The organism is Butyrivibrio hungatei, from assembly GCF_900101605.1.
Taxonomy (GTDB): Bacteria; Bacillota; Clostridia; order Lachnospirales; family Lachnospiraceae; genus Butyrivibrio; species Butyrivibrio hungatei_B.
The window spans coordinates 324802-341537 of the sequence record NZ_FMUR01000004.1 but is presented as its reverse complement, the minus strand read 5'-3'; the positions used below and the strand labels follow the sequence as shown (position 1 = coordinate 341537).

Annotated in this window: 16 protein-coding genes; all 16 read left to right on the top strand. The window is 39.1% G+C overall.

Features of this window, described 5'->3' with window-relative positions; all coding sequences use genetic code 11:
• Positions 1-79: 79 nt before the first annotated feature.
• The 16 genes from BLP87_RS03425 to BLP87_RS03355 all read left to right on the top strand — a co-directional run bounded on the left by BLP87_RS03425 (position 80) and on the right by BLP87_RS03355 (position 16734).
• Entirely contained in the window at positions 80-946 is an 867-nt protein-coding gene (locus BLP87_RS03425) for a VirB6/TrbL-like conjugal transfer protein, CD1112 family (RefSeq protein ID WP_074461435.1), read from the top strand.
• 23 nt (positions 947-969) lie between these two features.
• Positions 970-3492, top strand: a complete 2523-nt coding sequence (locus tag BLP87_RS03420; protein WP_074461434.1) for a VirB4-like conjugal transfer ATPase, CD1110 family — start codon at positions 970-972, stop codon at positions 3490-3492.
• A 2-nt stretch (positions 3493-3494) separates the two neighbouring features.
• The gene (locus BLP87_RS16400; protein WP_074461433.1) at positions 3495-4760 is read left to right on the top strand and encodes a C40 family peptidase; all 1266 of its coding nucleotides are present in this window, start codon (positions 3495-3497) and stop codon (positions 4758-4760) included.
• Between the two features lie 11 nt (positions 4761-4771).
• Positions 4772-5056 carry a DUF4315 family protein gene (locus tag BLP87_RS03410; protein WP_074461432.1) on the top strand — a complete coding sequence of 95 codons (285 nt, stop codon included), beginning with the start codon at positions 4772-4774 and terminating at the stop codon, positions 5054-5056.
• Complete coding sequence (locus tag BLP87_RS03405; RefSeq protein WP_074461431.1) at positions 5037-5720, top strand: CD1107 family mobile element protein; 684 nt, start codon at positions 5037-5039, stop codon at positions 5718-5720. The genes BLP87_RS03410 and BLP87_RS03405 overlap by 20 nt, the downstream gene beginning before the upstream one ends.
• Positions 5721-5861 (top strand): hypothetical protein, encoded by a 141-nt coding sequence (locus BLP87_RS15970; RefSeq protein WP_176756594.1) that lies wholly within the window; start codon positions 5721-5723, stop codon positions 5859-5861.
• Between the two features lie 3 nt (positions 5862-5864).
• Entirely contained in the window at positions 5865-6197 is a 333-nt protein-coding gene (locus BLP87_RS03400) for a plasmid mobilization protein (protein ID WP_074461430.1), read from the top strand.
• 90 nt (positions 6198-6287) lie between these two features.
• The gene (locus BLP87_RS03395) at positions 6288-6572 is read left to right on the top strand and encodes a hypothetical protein (RefSeq protein ID WP_074461429.1); all 285 of its coding nucleotides are present in this window, start codon (positions 6288-6290) and stop codon (positions 6570-6572) included.
• A gap of 80 nt (positions 6573-6652) precedes the next feature.
• Positions 6653-7825 carry a relaxase/mobilization nuclease domain-containing protein gene (locus BLP87_RS03390; protein ID WP_074461428.1) on the top strand — a complete coding sequence of 391 codons (1173 nt, stop codon included), beginning with the start codon at positions 6653-6655 and terminating at the stop codon, positions 7823-7825.
• A gap of 101 nt (positions 7826-7926) precedes the next feature.
• Entirely contained in the window at positions 7927-8220 is a 294-nt protein-coding gene (locus BLP87_RS03385) for a SpoVG family protein (RefSeq protein ID WP_074461427.1), read from the top strand.
• Between the two features lie 243 nt (positions 8221-8463).
• The gene (locus BLP87_RS03380; RefSeq protein WP_074461426.1) at positions 8464-8781 is read left to right on the top strand and encodes a hypothetical protein; all 318 of its coding nucleotides are present in this window, start codon (positions 8464-8466) and stop codon (positions 8779-8781) included.
• 389 nt (positions 8782-9170) lie between these two features.
• Positions 9171-9377 carry a helix-turn-helix domain-containing protein gene (locus BLP87_RS03375; protein ID WP_026514799.1) on the top strand — a complete coding sequence of 69 codons (207 nt, stop codon included), beginning with the start codon at positions 9171-9173 and terminating at the stop codon, positions 9375-9377.
• Between the two features lie 16 nt (positions 9378-9393).
• The gene (locus BLP87_RS03370; protein WP_242871801.1) at positions 9394-11124 is read left to right on the top strand and encodes a phosphoadenosine phosphosulfate reductase domain-containing protein; all 1731 of its coding nucleotides are present in this window, start codon (positions 9394-9396) and stop codon (positions 11122-11124) included.
• 1 nt (position 11125) lies between these two features.
• A complete protein-coding gene (locus BLP87_RS03365; protein WP_074461425.1) occupies positions 11126-11995 on the top strand; it encodes a DUF4007 family protein in 870 nt (289 codons plus the stop codon).
• Positions 11996-12006: 11 nt separating this feature from the next.
• On the top strand, positions 12007-15585 hold the full coding sequence (locus BLP87_RS03360; protein WP_074461424.1) for a hypothetical protein: 3579 nt from the start codon (positions 12007-12009) through the stop codon (positions 15583-15585).
• Positions 15586-15594: 9 nt separating this feature from the next.
• A complete protein-coding gene (locus BLP87_RS03355; RefSeq protein ID WP_074461423.1) occupies positions 15595-16734 on the top strand; it encodes an aminotransferase class V-fold PLP-dependent enzyme in 1140 nt (379 codons plus the stop codon).
• Positions 16735-16736 lie beyond the last annotated feature (2 nt).

The following is a 16736-nucleotide window of genomic DNA, read 5'->3' as shown; positions in this document are numbered from 1 at the left end:
GAACTTTCGGCAGGCAATATCAAGTCGCCATATAAGTTGAATAGCCCGTAAACCTCAACCAAAATAAGGAGATCATTGCATGGAAAGAATTTTTGAGCAGATGACCTCTTGGATTAAGGGATGGATTGTTGATGCGCTGATGGTGCTTCTTGAGGGGATGTTCGACAACATCAACAACAGGGTTGGACAAGTGGCTTCGGATGTAGCTACAAGCCCGGCGAATTTTACGCCGGGTGTGTTCAACCTGATGAGAGAAGTATCGAATAATGCGGTTATGCCGATAGCGGGGATGATACTTACGTTTATCGCATGTTATGAGCTGATACAGCTCGTCATTGCACACAACAATCTGGCAAATTTCGAGACCTGGATATTCTTTAAATGGATATTCAAGACCTTTGTAGCAGTAATGCTTATCACTAATTGCTTTGATATCACCATGGCGATATTTGATGTGGCAGGACATGTCATCACCAGCAGCGGAGCTATAATACAGAACTCCACTGCAGTTGATGGCTCAGGACTTGCACAACTTCGCACGACCTTAGAAGGAATGTCAATCGGAGGACTTCTTCCGTTATTTGGAGAGATTTTCCTCCTCAGCATAGGAATCAAGATCATGTCTATGATGATATTCCTTGTTATCTACGGTCGAATGATTGAAATCTATCTGATGCTCAGTCTTGCGCCGCTACCGTTTTCAACCTTTGGAAACAGGGAGCAGAGCCAGATAGGACAGAACTACGTAAAGAGCCTTGTGGCACTTGGATTCCAAGGATTTCTCATTGTCATATGCGTTGCAATCTACGCAGTTCTCATCCAGAACGTCACAATCTCAGCCGATATCAGGGGCTCTTTGTGGGGAATTCTCGGCTACAACATATTGCTGGTGTTTGCGCTGTTCAAGACAGGCACTTTATCCAAGAGAATTTTTTCAGCACAATAGAATCACAATAAGGAAGGATTACTATGGCAATAAGAGTAAATGTGCCAAGAGATTTATCCAGGGTAAAAGAAAAGGTGGCATTCAATCTGACCAAGCGCCAGCTCATATGCTTTACGCTTGCGGGAATGATCGGACTTCCCACCTTTTTTCTTATAAAAGGCTTTACCGGCAACGTGAGCGCAGCCACCTTTATTATGATGGCTGTCATGATGCCGATGTTTTTCATGGCTATGTATGAAAGAAATGGTGAGGCCATTGAACGCATTATCCAGCACTCAATCGACTGGAAAAGGCAAAAGAAAAAGCACGACGAGGATAAGTATCCTTGGCAGATGTTTAAAAATGGTATCTGCAGAGCCGATGACAATTTCTACAGCAAAACCATGAGGTTTTCGGATATCAACTACAAGCTTGCTACCGATGAGGATCAGCAGGCTATTTTTGACAACTGGAAGAAGTTTCTTAACTTCTTTGACAGCTCGGTTCGCTTTGAACTTACCTTTGTGAACGTTACAAAGGATGAAGCGAAGTTCTACGAGACAATCCGCATCAAAGAAAGAGACGATGGCTTTGACGATGTCAGGGCAGAGTATTCGGAGATGCTGAACAGACAGCTTGATAAAGGCAATAACGGTCTTGAGAAAACCAAGTATATCACCTTTGGAATCCGCGCCAAGTCCTTTAAGGAAGCAAGACCGCGTCTTCGCTCCATTGAGAACGATGTCTTTAATAACTTCAAGAAGATGGACGTAAAGGCAAAGCCACTTACCGGAAAAGAGAGATTAGAACTAATCCGCCTGATCAACAGATTAGGAGGTGATACGAACGACAAGCTGAAATACCCGACCAAGAATACGATAAGGACTAAGACAAGATACGCGACAGTTTCGGCTTTTTCCTATGATGCACCGACTATGGAGGACAGATTCCTCATGGATCTTCTAAACTCGGACGCATCGCAGGTTATCAGCATTCACCTGCAGTCTATCAATCAGAACGATGCAATCAAGAAGGTAAAAAAGACTATCACCAACATCGACTCTACCAAGATAGACGAGCAGAAAAAGGCTGTTCGCTCCGGGTACGACATGGATCTGATCCCCGGAGATCTCGTGACTTATGGCAAGGATGCAAACAGCTTCTTGCAAGACCTTCAGGATCAGAACGAGCGAATGTTCAGAATGACATTCCTTATCATGAATACCGCAGGTTCCAAAATAGAGCTCAAGAACAACTACCTGCAGACATCAAGTACTGCCCAGCAGTTTAACTGCGACACATACAAGCTGGACTATCGGCAGGAACAGGCGCTTTACAGCGTTCTGCCGCTTGCAAGCGACCTCATCCATATAGACAGAAGCCTTACCACAAGCTCAGTAGGAATCTTCATTCCATTTACCACGCAGGAACTCATGCAGACTGATGATGAAGCTCTTTACTACGGACTCAATGCATTATCGCAGAACATCATCATGGGAGATAGAAAGAGCCTTTCCAATCCAAACGGCATGATCCTTGGAAAGCCCGGCTACGGTAAGTCTTTTGCTGCAAAAAGAGAAATGAGTAACGTCATTCTTTCTACAGATGATGACATCATAATCTGCGATCCCGAGCAGGAGTATTCAGCACTTGTAAAGAAGTTTCGCGGTCAGGTGATCCACGTAAGTCAGAAATCCAAGCAGTACATCAATCCTATGGATATCAACGAGAACTACTCGGATGGCGATAATCCGGTATCTCTTAAGGCAGAGTTTATCTTATCCCTTTTTGAACTTGTTATGGATGGAAAAGGGGGACTTGGTCCCGTGGAAAAGACTGTTATCGACCGCTGCATTCATAAAATCTATGAGAAGTATTTCGACAATCCGGTACCTGAGAACATGCCCATTCTGGCTGACCTCTACAATGCATTGATGTTGCAGGAGGAAAAAGAAGCTCATGAAGTGGCGACTGCACTTGAAATCTATGTTACAGGTTCCCTTAATGTATTCAACAACCGCACCAACGTAGATATCAATAACCGAATTGTCTGCTATGACATCAAAGATCTTGGAAATCAGCTCAAGAAGATAGGTATGCTCATAGTTCAGGATCAGGTCTGGTGCCGTGTTACCGCCAATAGAAGCGTCGGAAAGGCTACACGCTACTATATGGATGAGTTCCATCTGCTTCTTCAAGATAAGCAGACAGCCAGCTACAGTGCGGAGATTTACAAGCGTTTCCGTAAGTGGGGCGGTATACCGACAGCAATAACTCAGAACGTAAAAGACCTTCTGAAGTCGCCTGAGGTCGAGAACATTTTCGAGAACAGCGAATTTATCTACATGCTAAAGCAGGCACCGAAAGACAAGGAAATACTTGCACAAAGGCTCGGTATCAGTAAGTACCAGATTTCTTATGTCGAGAAGGCAGAAACCGGCGAAGGATTGCTTATATTCGGAAACCTGATATTGCCGTTTAAGGATCAGTTCCCAAATGACTTGGAGCTTTACAAGATTATGACCACAAAGCCAAAGGAAGTTGCCGTCTGGCAGAAAGGAGTATAGCGGTGAATTTTAACCAAGATGAAAACATTGGCGGCGAAGCTTTAGATGAAGGCGTGATAGCCGCCGCTGAAATAAACCGTGAGCTTCAAAAGCAGTATCGGCGTAAGCAGATAAGGAAAAGCTATTATCGAAAAGATCCGGATTTGCCTTATGTAAAGAGCTTTGCCGACAGAATGCAGGAAGCAGCGGAAGGAGTTAAGGACGCAGCCAAAGAAACAGTAAAACAAATAGTGAAAGCCATTAGAGAGCACCCTGTGGTGCTCTTAATTATTGTCATCATATTTTTGTGCCTGTTTTTCCTGCATTTTTTGTTATGTGGTTTTGAAGTGATGATATCGAGTATGGGAGATACAGTTCTTTCAGCTACTTATACGGCTTATGACGAGGATATAACGGGAGTGGACGCGGACTACGTGAAGCTGGAAAGAGAGCTGCAAGAGACTATAGATAGAACCGAAGAGGACTTCCCCGATTACGATGAGTATGTTTACAACCTTGATGAGATAGGTCATAACCCTTATGAGCTGGCCTCATACCTGACAGTCAGATATGAGGACTATAAGCGCAGACAGCTTAAAAGCATAGTGAAGGATCTTTTTAAAGAGCAGTATGACCTTTCCTATGATATCCGCATAGAGAAACGTTCGCGGACTGTAAGAGCAGATGATTATTCCTACGTGGGGACGGAATACTATACCGTCAATATCCTCACAGTGAACTTAGCAAATAAGAGCCTTGGTGCTGTTATAGCGGGAAAAGGACTTAATGAGGACGAAAAGGCAAGGTACGAAGTGCTTCTGGCGACTCAGGGAAATAAGTCATATCTTTTTGACGATGTCTATGCGGATTATGAGGATCCTGATGAATATCATCCTGTAGGAGAGGCGTTATCAGATCAGAGTTTTGCGGCAATGATAGCGGAAGGGGAGAAGTATTTGGGACGTGCCTATGTATGGGGAGGATCCAATCCCACAAGCGGATTCGACTGTAGCGGATTTGTCAGCTGGGTTGTTAATCACTGCGGATGGAACCTTGGTAGACAGACAGCCAATGGACTTAAGAATCGCTGCAGCGTGGTTTCTCCAGAAGAAGCAAGGCCGGGAGATCTTATTTTTTTCAAAGGAACATATGCAACAAACGGGGCAAGTCATGTCGGCATCTATGTTGGTGACGGCATGATGCTTCACTGCGGAAATCCTATACAGTACACATCCATTAACACAAGGTATTGGGAAAAACACTTCTATTGTTTCGGAAGGCTCCCGTAGAAGGAGGAAATATGCTTGAGAGATTAGAAAAATACAAATCAGAACTGGAAAGGGCAAAGGGTAAACGCGCCGAATGGGATACCAAGGTCAAGGCTCTTGAAAAGAAGGTTTCGGAGGAAGAAAAGACAACCGTCCATGAGATGGTAAAAGCGGCCGACCTTACACCTGAGGAGCTTTCAAGGCTCATTGCCTATTCAAAGAATCATATGCCGGGAGAAACGTCGGTTGAGACAATCGTAAATTTGGAATCAGGAAATTTTGATACGGAGGACAAAGATGATGAAGAACAGATTTAAGTTGCCTGCACTTGCAGCTTCACTTATGATATGGGCATTTCCTGTGACGGCTTATGCCTATGTTCCGGAAAACGTTGATACATCAGTTATTGATGAAGATAAAGATGCGGTTAAGGATGAGGGAAAAGAAAAAAATAAAGAGGAAGAAGATCACAAGCCTCTTACACCTGAGGGCAACACTACAATTGTTGATGACAATGTGAGCAGTGACAATCACAGCAAGCAGTTCATGACGGTAACTACCAAGAACGGAAAAATCTTTTATATCATCGTAGACCGCGACAACACAACAGGAGCAAACAACGTTCATTTCCTCAATCAGGTAGATGAGAGAGACCTTATGGACCTGTTAAGCGATGAGGAGAAAAAAGAACTCGAAGGTCAAGAAGGTGATGATATTGAAACTCCCATAGAACCTGTTCAGCAAACTCAGCAACCACAGGATATTGTGGCAACGGAGGAGCCGGAACTTGAAGTGGTCAAGGAAAAGAAGAAACCGAATCTTTTACTTGGACTTATTATTGTTCTCGGTCTTGCGGGCGTAGCAGGATTCTACTTCTACAGTAACAGCGAGAGCTTCAAGCGCAGGAAGAACGGTGAAGATCCCGATAGCGACTATGCAGATGATTATATTGATATTCCTGAAGATAAGGAGGAAGAGTAAATGGAGCAGATGATTTTTGATAAGGAGGCGGCAACTCGCCGTTTCATGACAATCGGGAAGAAAATGGGAACTATGGTAAAAGAGCGGGTGAAAAAGCCGTCTGTTCTTAAAAAGCTTGATTCATATAAGCAGAGGTGGTGAAAATTGCAAAACCGCACAAACAGGATCTCGGTGAGATTGTCAGATGATGAGCTTGAGCGTATGAGGGCAAAGATGGAAGAAGCGGGAATCACAAACATGAGTAAGTATATGCGAAAGATGATACTCGACGGATACTGCGTGAGGGTAGATACCAAAGATCTCAGGGAAATGGTATATCTTATCCGCATGTGCTCAAACAATCTCAACCAGTATGCCAAGAAAGCGAACGGTCTTGGCGTCATCTGCGTACCGGATATCAAAGATCTGCAACGGAGGTTTGAAGATATCTGGAAAGGCATGCGGGCAATCCTTAAAAAGTTTGCATCCATCAAATGAGAATGAAAGTAAGTTCATGGAGGCATCCTTGCATTTTAAATTTGCAGGAAATAGACTCAATGCAAATGAGATGAATTAAGGAGGTTTGACATGTGGATTATGAGATTTCTTTTAAAAATATTGGTGTTACCGTTACTGCTGGCTGTCGATGCGGCAACTCTCATTACGAAGGTATCTATATACGTAGGATGCTATGTCGTTGGCTTTGCTGTATGGTTGTGTGGTATCTTCTGTATTCTTTCAATTATATTTAAGATGATTCCATGTGCGATCTTCTTTGCGGCGATACTGATAGTCATGTTTGCATGTTTGTTCGCGGCAGCCAATATCCAGCTTTTCTTAGAATCAGCTCACAGAGTACTTAAAAGAGTATAAAACTAAATAAATGATATAGACCAAGGGACAGCTTTTCCATAAAGGATGAGTTGTCCCTGTCTTTTTGAAAGGGGAAGAATATGGCGGCAACAAGGCTACTGGCTCTTCATCAGATTAGGGGCAGAACCATCGCAGAGAGCTTAAAGGAGCGAATGGATTATACAGAAAATGATCTTAAGACCGAGGAGAAAAAGTATATTTCCACATATGGCTGTGATATCGAAACCGCGGATGAAGAGTTTTTGCTTTCTCAATCGTTGTACCACAACGGTGTAAGGGATGTCAGGAGAAAAGAAATAATTGCTTACCAGATCAGACAGTCATTTAAGCCCGGGGAGGTAACGCCGGAGAAAGCAAATGAGATCGGATACGAGCTTGCTATGAGGTTCACCAAGGGGAAATATGCATTCACGGTCTGTACTCATACGGACAAAGCCCATATCCATAACCACATCATCTTTAATGCAATCTCAATGGATGGAAAAAAGAAATTCCGCAATTTCTATTTTTCGGGAATTGCTCTTCGAAGAATTTCAGATATTATCTGCTTCGAAAATGGTCTGTCTATAATAAAGCGTGCTCCGTACAAGGAGCGAAAAAGCAAAGGCAGATATTCAAGGAAAGAGCATTTTACCGATAAGAAGCTGGAGTTTATTAAGGATATTGAAGCAAAGCTCATGGAAGGAAAAGGTAAAGGATATGTGACCTGGGCAAAGCGTTTTAACGCAAAACAGATGGCTAAGACAGTTCTTTTTCTTCAGGAACATAAAATCGAGTCTTATGAGCAACTTAAAGAAATGACCGATGAGAGAAGCGGGAGGCTCAAAGAACTTAAGGATTCTATGAAGGAGAAGGAAGCGCTTCTTTCGGAGAACAAAAAACGGCAGCAGGCCATTATCGATTATTCCAAGAACAGGAAAGTGTTCGAAGCCTACAAAAAGAGCGGATACAGTAAGAAATTTTACAGTGAGCATGAAGCGCAGCTCCTTATCTATAAGGCAGCAGAGGAAGTCTATAAATCTGTGCCAAAGGGACAGAAGCTCAATATGCGTAAGCTTCGTGATGAGTATGGCCACATTCTTGAAGAGAAGAAAAAAGAGTTTACGGAGTATGCGGGAATCAATAAAGATATCCATGAGTACCTGATCGCAAAGCGCAATTTAGAAATGTTGTACCGTCAGGAGCAAGGCAAAAATGAAAAAGAGGGTCGTGATAAACGTACCCGAAACTCACGGACGCAGTCAGTGTTGTAAGAGCCGCATAACGCGTTTGTCGGACAAACGCACTGCTTGCCACAACGACCCTCAGCGCCGGCAGGATGAGAATAAGAATAATTATCAGGAGGATTAAAGAGATGAAAGTAAGTATTAAAGCAAATAAGCTTGAAGCAAGTTCAAACAATGTAAGAGGAATTTGTACAGTAACTTTTGGAGATTGCTTCGCAGTAAGAAATATCTCAATCGTAGAAAGTAGGAAAGGCGGCACATTCGTCTCCATGCCGAGCTTCAAAACGAAAACAGTCGATGAGGAAGGCAATCCAATTTTTAAGGATATAGCTTTTCCTATAACAAAAGAATTTCGCGAGGAGCTTTATGCGAAGATCAAGGAAAGCTATGAGTCAGGGGAGGCGGTTGAGTTTGAGTGGTAAGAATTTGTAAGTAGAAGTTGCACATATGAGAAAAGAGTAAATGCCGGATGATATGCTGCATGGGGATAAACTCTTTATAGATTAATTTAACTACTTCAAACATAAATGCAGAGAGTGATAGTAAATGAGGAAAACTGGCTGGTTCCATAGATGGGGCTGGCCAGTTCTTTTTATATTGAGTTTTTGGATATTTTTTAAAAGCTTTTACTAAAAGTGGATTATAATAATAGTAGGAGGGATGATATGGATAAGCTAAAGAAAATATGTGAATTCCTGAATGAATGCGGGATAACAGCAGAATACAGGACAGATAGAGTTGCACCCTATGTAAATGTAGGCAATGTAAAACGCATAAGGGAAAGAATACAGTTTTGGCTTTCTGATAAATCTGATAATGAAGTATATATGTTTGTAGGAAAAGATATGGGGAAGTGGTATGCGCAGTCATCAAAGTCTGTATACTTTGATTCTAAATATCGGTACAGTGACAAGGAAAACCATATTGTGTTTCCTAATATGGATTTAGCACTCAATTTTATAAAAGAAGTATCTGAGTTATAGGATCTAATAGATTGTAAAAAACTTTTGAGGAGTATTGATTTCGATTAATACTCCCTCTTTTTCATTTAGATAGAAGTTCAAGTATATTTGGGAGTTTATCGGATACTATTTTTGAAATGCCAATTCTGATAGATATGATGGATAAAGAAATTGCTGATTATATCAAGCGTAAAGTTAATCAAATTGATATATAGAAGTCGCTGAAAATGGAAATGTGGAATTGAGTTGAAAATTAAAATTTGGAAAATTTTGTTGCGAAATTTTGTTTACAAAGTTGAATGAAAATCGCAAGAACTTGAATAAAAACACCATTATTTGGTGCGTGTGATATCTCATTATGATAAAATTAGTAGGATGCAGCTGTATCTTTTTTATCTGTGAGGCAAACTATGAAAATCAGTTACAAGAAATTATGGGTAATGTTAGCAGAACAGGAAATGAGCAAGCAGGAGTTTCGAGAAGAATTGAAAATTGCCTCTGGTACTATGACAAAATTAAATAAAGGACAAGAAGTATCTATGTCTGTTATTCTTCGTATATGTGATTTTTTTGATTGTAACATAGGCGATGTATGCGATGCAGTAAAAGTAGAATAAATATATTGGTGGTTTTATGATAGAAAGAATATGCCCTAAATGCAAGGTCCCTATGAATGGCACTAATTGTATTAATCCAAAATGTGGTCATGCTACGGAAATGTCATCAACGTTATATTGGTGTGATGAATGCGGTATTCCTATATATGAAAATGAATGCCCGATTTGTGGCAAAAAAGGAAAATATATTGCGACAGATATTCGACCGGTTTTTCCAGAAGAAAATATATTGATTTCTCTGTTGACTACGGGTGACCCATATAAGTATCAGAAGAGCTCAATCTGGTATGGCTCTAATTCCTATATTGTCGATGGTCAAAAGATTAAGCTTTCTGTAAGTAAGGAGAATTCTAAGCCAATAGAAGAAATTAAGGCTGTGAAAGAAGCTTATGAAAAAGCAGTAGAAAAAATAGATTATAATTTCTTTAAGCAACATATAGACAAATTCGTGAAAGCTAATGCTGATCGATATAATTACATAACAGAAGAAGCTGTCAGCTTTATTCAGAAATATACTGATAAATACAGCATTGAAGATATGATGGTTTCTTTTAGTGGAGGAAAAGATTCAACTGTAACGTCTCATCTTGTTAATCGTGCTTTGGGAACTAATAAGGTATTGCATGTTTTTGGGGATACAACACTTGAGTTCCCGTACACTTTGGAATACAAGAAAAGATTTAATAAGAACGAAGAATCACAAGGAGTAAGGATTCTTACGGCAAAGAATAGAGAGAAAAACTTCGAAGATCTTTGTAGTGTTGTTGGGCCGCCGAGCAGAGTTATGCGATGGTGTTGCACTGTATTTAAGACGGGGGCAATTCAGAAAACTATTTCATCTGCATTTAAGGATAAAACAAACATACTGAGTTTTCAGGGTATTAGACGTAGCGAATCAATTAGCAGAAGTAAATATGAACGAGAAAGTGAAAGCCCGAAGATAACAAAGCAAACGGTTGTTTCTCCGATAATTGATTGGATTGATTTTGATGTATGGCTTTATATTCTGACAACAGGAATTGATTTTAATTATGCATATAGGCTCGGGTGGACGCGTGTAGGGTGCTGGTGTTGCCCTAATAATGGTGGATGGTCTGAATATCTTTCAAAGGTTCATATGTATGATCAGTATATTCATTGGCATGATGTTTTAGTGGAATTTGCAAAACAAATCGGAAAGCCTGATCCTGAAGACTATGTGGCAGAGGGCGGTTGGAAGGCAAGACAAGGTGGAAATGGACTAGAGGCTGCTCAGAAGTCGATAGTTACATTTGAGCCATGCGCTACTGATGAAAATGCATTTAACTATGTTCTTCAAAGACCAATCAGCGAAGAGTTTTACGAATTGTTCAAGCCCTTTGGCTATATTAACAAGGAACTTGGAAACAAAAGATTGGGTGAGGTCTATGTCCTTAATAAGACTGGAAAGGTTGTCCTTATTCTTCAGGGAAGAATAGGTAGTACAAAGCTTAAAGTAATAATTAAGGATGCTAAGATAGCAGGTTCAAAAAATCTTGCTACTGCTGAAATGAAAATACAGTGTCAGCTTACAAAGTACCAAATGTGCCTAGGATGTAAGGCTTGCGAAGCGGTATGCAAACATGATGCTATTAGTGTTAAAGATGATGGCCATGGAAATGTAAGTTATACAATTGATAATGACAAGTGCATAAGATGTACAGAATGTGTTGGCCACTTTAATGCAGGATGTTATATGAGAAAAGTATTGGGAATAAAGAGGACATAATATGGCAACAAGTAAAATTAAGCTTAGACTTCAAGGACATGAAAAATTTGCCCTTAGAGAGGGGTGGCTTAACAAAGGTTTGATAATAGTAAATGAAAACTCAGGAGTATTTCAGAGTGAAGAGGCACCAGACATATTCGGAATTGGTAACAACATGGTGAAGTCTGTTCGCTATTGGCTAAGAGCTTTTGGGTTGATTTCCGAGACTCCTGGGAAAGGGGCATCACTTACAGAAATAGGAAGAATTATCTATGATAACGACCTATATTTTGAAGATGTTTTTACTCTTTGGATTTTGCATTCAAATATAGCTAAGAACATTGAAGAGGCTACATCTTGGTTTATGTTTTTTAACAGATGTCAGGTTGATGATTTAAACAGGGATCAGATACAGCAAATACTAAAAAGAGAAATAACAAAATATGCTGAAGGCACGACGTTCTCTGACAATTCGGTAAAAAGTGACGTTGATGTAATCCTGAATATGTATAGTAATACTAAAGAAATTACGGATCCGGAAGATAAGAATATTTCTCCATTTTCTGAACTAAAGCTTCTAAAAAAGGTAGATGGAAGATATTCCAAGGTTCATGCTGACAGACGAGTGGTTAATGAATGGGTTGTTCTGTATGAACTTGCAAATAAGATGCTAGGATTGGACTCAATCTCAATCGAAGAACTGGCAATTAATGAAAATGGATTACAGAATATATATCAGATGAACTTTGTAATGATAAATGATTATTTGGATAAACTCGATGCATTAGGCTATATTCATGTGGATAGAACAGCAGGACTGGACATGATTTATAGAGAAAAAGAGTTTTCTCCAGTAGAGGTTCTTGAAGAATACTACAGAAATAGCAGATAGGATGAATAAGTATGGAAAGTCTTAAAGATATTGTTGGGTTTAATAGTAATTTTAAAACGTCGATAAATTTGTACCTTAGCCTGAATAAGGAAGAAAAAGTTCTTAGTTATATTCCTACAAAGTCGTCGATTGCTTTTATCAATGGTTATTTTGAATCAATAATTGGAGATAAAGAGCAGGCAACTTTGATGATAGGCCCATATGGTAAGGGAAAGTCGCACCTGTTATTAGTACTTTTGGCAATTCTTTCGCTGGAAAGAAATGGAAAAAATGAGAAAATTGTAAAGGAACTTGAAAAGAGATTTAGATCGGTTGACGAAGTTGGAAATCAGGCAGCTGACAACCTTAGAACTATTTGGGATAGTAAGAAAAGGTTTTTACCTGTTATTTTAAATGATTCAAAAGGGGATTTAAATCAAGCTTTTTTAGTTGCTTTGAGTGATGCATTAAAGAGGGATGGCTTGGATGATATTTCTCCAGATACATACTATTCCCTCGCTGTTGCCAGAATTGAAGAATGGGAGAAGAATTACCCTGATACATATAAACAGTTTGTTAAAGAGTTAATAAAAAAAGACAGGGATGTAAATGGATTATTGGCTGATTTAAAGCGCTTTTCCAAAGACGCTTTAGATGTATTTGTTCAGATTTATCCCAAAGTTACCGCTGGAAGTGAATTTAATCCACTTGCAGCATCAGACGTATTGCCGTTATACAAAAGTATAAGTGAAAAACTTGTTGAAGAATGCGGATACAGTGGTATTTATATAGTTTTTGACGAGTTTAGCAAATTTATAGAGGGACAAGAAAAAGATAAGAGTTCAGTAGGCAATAATATGAAGCTCTTGCAAGATATGTGTGAGCTTGCTGCTGATTCACAGAATGCAAAGATATTTGTCACAATGGTTGCTCATAAAAGCATTAAAGAATATGGGAAATATCTTTCGCAGGAAATAATAAATGCGTTTACAGGTATAGAAGGCAGGATAATTGAGAAGTATTTTGTTACTTCTTCTAAAAACAATTATGAATTAATAAAAAATGCTATAGTCAAAGATGAAAAAAAACTACAGTCTATAGCAGCATATAAGAGGATTGTTAGTCAGGAGAGTGAGCAGAAATTCTTTCAGCTTCCAGCTTTCAAAAGTAACTTTGATGAAGATGATTTTATCAGTACAGTTTTAAAAGGATGCTATCCATTTAATCCGATTACTGCATATTTGCTTCTCAATATTAGTGAGAAAGTAGCGCAGAATGAGAGAACTTTGTTCACATTTATCTCAAATGATGAACCTAATAGCACGGCTCGCTTCATTGTTAACCATAGCGCAGGTGATTCTTGGTATGTCGGCGCAGATTTGATTTATGACTATTTTGCTGGCTTATTTAAAAAAGAAGTCACAAATGAGATGGTACATAATCTGTGGTTGGGAGCAGAATATGCTATTTCAAAGTGCGAGGACGAAGAAGCGATAAAGCTTATCAAAGCGTTAGCGGTTGTGTTGATCGTCAATAAAGATGAGGAAATGCCAGCTGACAGAAGAGTTCTAGCGCTAGCGGTAGATGTTTCAGATCCGGAAGAAATTATCAGTGATCTTTTAGAAAACAAAATAATATATCAAAAAGGCTCTACTGGAACATTTGCATTTAAGACTCGTGCTGGATCTGCTTTGAAGGCTGAGATTAAGCGCCAAAGAGAACTTAAGGGGAATTCAGTAAACTACGCAAATGCTTTGTTACATGTTTCGGGGAAGTATTATGTGTTGCCCAAGAAATATAACACCAAAAAGATGATTACAAGATACTTCCAGCATGAATATTTGGATGTAGATACCTTTTTGGCAATTAACAATGAAGAAACATTGCTAAACAATACTCCTGCAGATGGAAAAGTAATTACTTTATATAGTTTCTCAAGTGCCAAGCAGGATAAAGTCAAAAAGCATGTTAAAGAGCTTGCCAGCGACAGACTTGTATTTGTTGCGCCATCAAAGGCTATAAAAGTCGATAAAAAGCTACTTGACTATGAGATTATTCAGGAACTTCATGACAGTAAAACGTTTGTTTCCGATAATGAAATTTTAAATAGAGAACTACCGCTTCTTGAGGAAGATATAACAACAGAGGTGGAAGATGTTATTTCTGATGCATATTCAAGAGAGCAGAGTAAAGTATTCTACTATGCTGATGGGAAAGTGCAGGAACTTAATGGCGGAAAAGAAGAGAAAGCAGTAAATATTTGCTGTGAGAATTTATATTATAAATCTCCGGTAATTAATAACGAAATAATAAATAGGTCCTTTATTACAACAAGTCAGACGAGAAAAGCTAGAATTAATATAATACAAGCAATTTTGACGCACAGTGATAATAAGGAATTTTTCGCTGGAACAAACCAGGAGGCTACAGTATACAGATCACTTTTCGTTGTGACAGGGCTCAGAACCAACCAGGAAAACGAAGATCTGAAAGAGGTAATGGAGATAATCCATGATTTTATAGAATCGTGTAGTGATAATAAACGTAGAATAAGTGAATTGATTAATCGGCTATGTGCAAAGCCGTATGGTATGCGAAATGGTGTAATTCCGCTGTATCTAGCTTATGCATTTGCACAGAGAAAAGAAGATTTGGTTGTGTATTTTGCGGATAAAGAAGTTTTAATAAGCCCGGATATCATAGTTAACATGTGTGAGAGTCCTGAGGATTATGAACTGTTTGTCTCAAAAGAAGATTTAGAAAAAGAAAAGTATATCAATGACTTGAGAAAACTGTTTTTTGTAGAAGATAACAAGAACCTTTCTGATAATAGGATTAAAGACATCTATGTATGCATGCAACGCTGGTTTCGAGCACTTCCACAAGCAAGCAGAAATCTAGTAAAAGCAGAAGACTATGTCAAAGATGAAAAAGTACTTGGAGCCATGCGCCTATTAAAGAGTGAACTTCAGCAGGTAGAATTTAATCCATACGAGGTGTTGTTTGTTACGGTACCTGAGCAACTTGCGACGGATTCGCTTGATGAAGCATATAAAATCATAAGAAGCAGTTGTAGGGCATATGGTGCATATCTGGGATGGATACAATCTCAAGTCATTGATATCATTTATGGTTTATTTGGCGGAAAAAAGAAAACAGATTTGCATCATCTCCTTACCGAATGGTATGAGGGACAGAGTGATATCTCCAAGCAGGGATTACTTGGAGGAAGAGTTAATGCATTTATGTCATGTATTGAGAACCTAAATGTATATAGTGATGTGGATGTCGCTGTTAAGGTGGCAAAAGCAGTTACTGATATATATGTGGAGAACTGGACAGACGTTTCTTATGATGAGTTTAAAGATCAATTAGCTAATGTGGTTTCAACAGTTGAGCAGATGAAGGATTCTGTTGACGATGGAAAGCTGGAACTGTCTTTTACTGGAAAAAATGGAAAAGCAATAAAGAGATTCTACGACAGAGTGGATGAAGGAACAGGAAGTGTATTAAGAAATATTCTAGAGGATACTCTTGAGGAATATGACGATCTTAGCGTAAATGACCGTGTTGCTATATTGCTTGAGATGATAGAAAAAATAATAGGATAGGTATAGTGGATGATATATCTTGATAATGCGGCAACAACCTTTCCAAAGCCGGAGAGCGTATATGTTGCAATGGATAAAACAAATAGAGAACTGTGTGTTAATGCTGGCAGAGGCTCATATAGAATTGCAAGAGAAGCGAGTGAACTAATAGCTGATACTAAAAAGTTGCTCAGAGATTTAGTTCATGCAGATATTGATAGTGCTGTCGTTTTTTCACCATCCATAACAATATCACTTAATCAGATTATCAAAGGATTATCTTATACAAAGAATGCTGTGGTATATGTTTCACCATATGAACATAATGCGGTCGCTAGGACAGTACATTTAGTATCACAAAAGATTGGCTTTAAAGTGAAGCAATTGCCGATAAATGATGGTTTTGAAATAGACATAGATAAGATAAAATATGAGTTTTCAAAAGAAAAACCGTCTGTAGTTATATGTACTCATGTTAGTAATGTTACAGGGTATGTTCTACCAGTGTCAGAGATTTTTCATGAGGCAAAACAATTTAATGCGATATGTATTTTGGATTCAGCACAATCTTTGGGATTGGTTCCTATTGATGTAAGGTCAATGGCTGTGGATATTATTGCTTTTGCGGGGCACAAGACTTTATACGGCCCATTTGGAATAGGTGGTTTTTTAAACATTTCCGGAATAAGTTTAGGTGAGGTTATAACAGGGGGGACAGGAAGTGACTCTCTGAATCTTGAAATGCCGGACCATCCAGAAGGCAGATACGAGGCTGCTAGCGCAAATATTGTTGCAATTTCTGGACTAAATGCAGCACTCAAAGAAGTAAATACTGAAGAAAACTTTTTAAAGGAAAAAGAACTGACAGATTATTTTATAGGGAGAGTTAGCAAACTTAAGAATATAAAAACTTTTTTGCCAGAAAATATCGAGAACCATGTGGGAATTGTTTCTTTTGTTGTGAATGGTATGGCATCAGAAGATATTGGAACAATCTTGGATGAAGACTTTGATATTGCAGTAAGAACAGGATATCACTGTGCTCCTTTTATACATGATTATATTGGTGATAAGAAGAATAGCGGAACAGTAAGAGTAGGAATTGGAATATTTAATTCAAAAGCAGATATAGATATTTTGATTAGTTCGTTAGAGGATATCGCTGGGTAAGC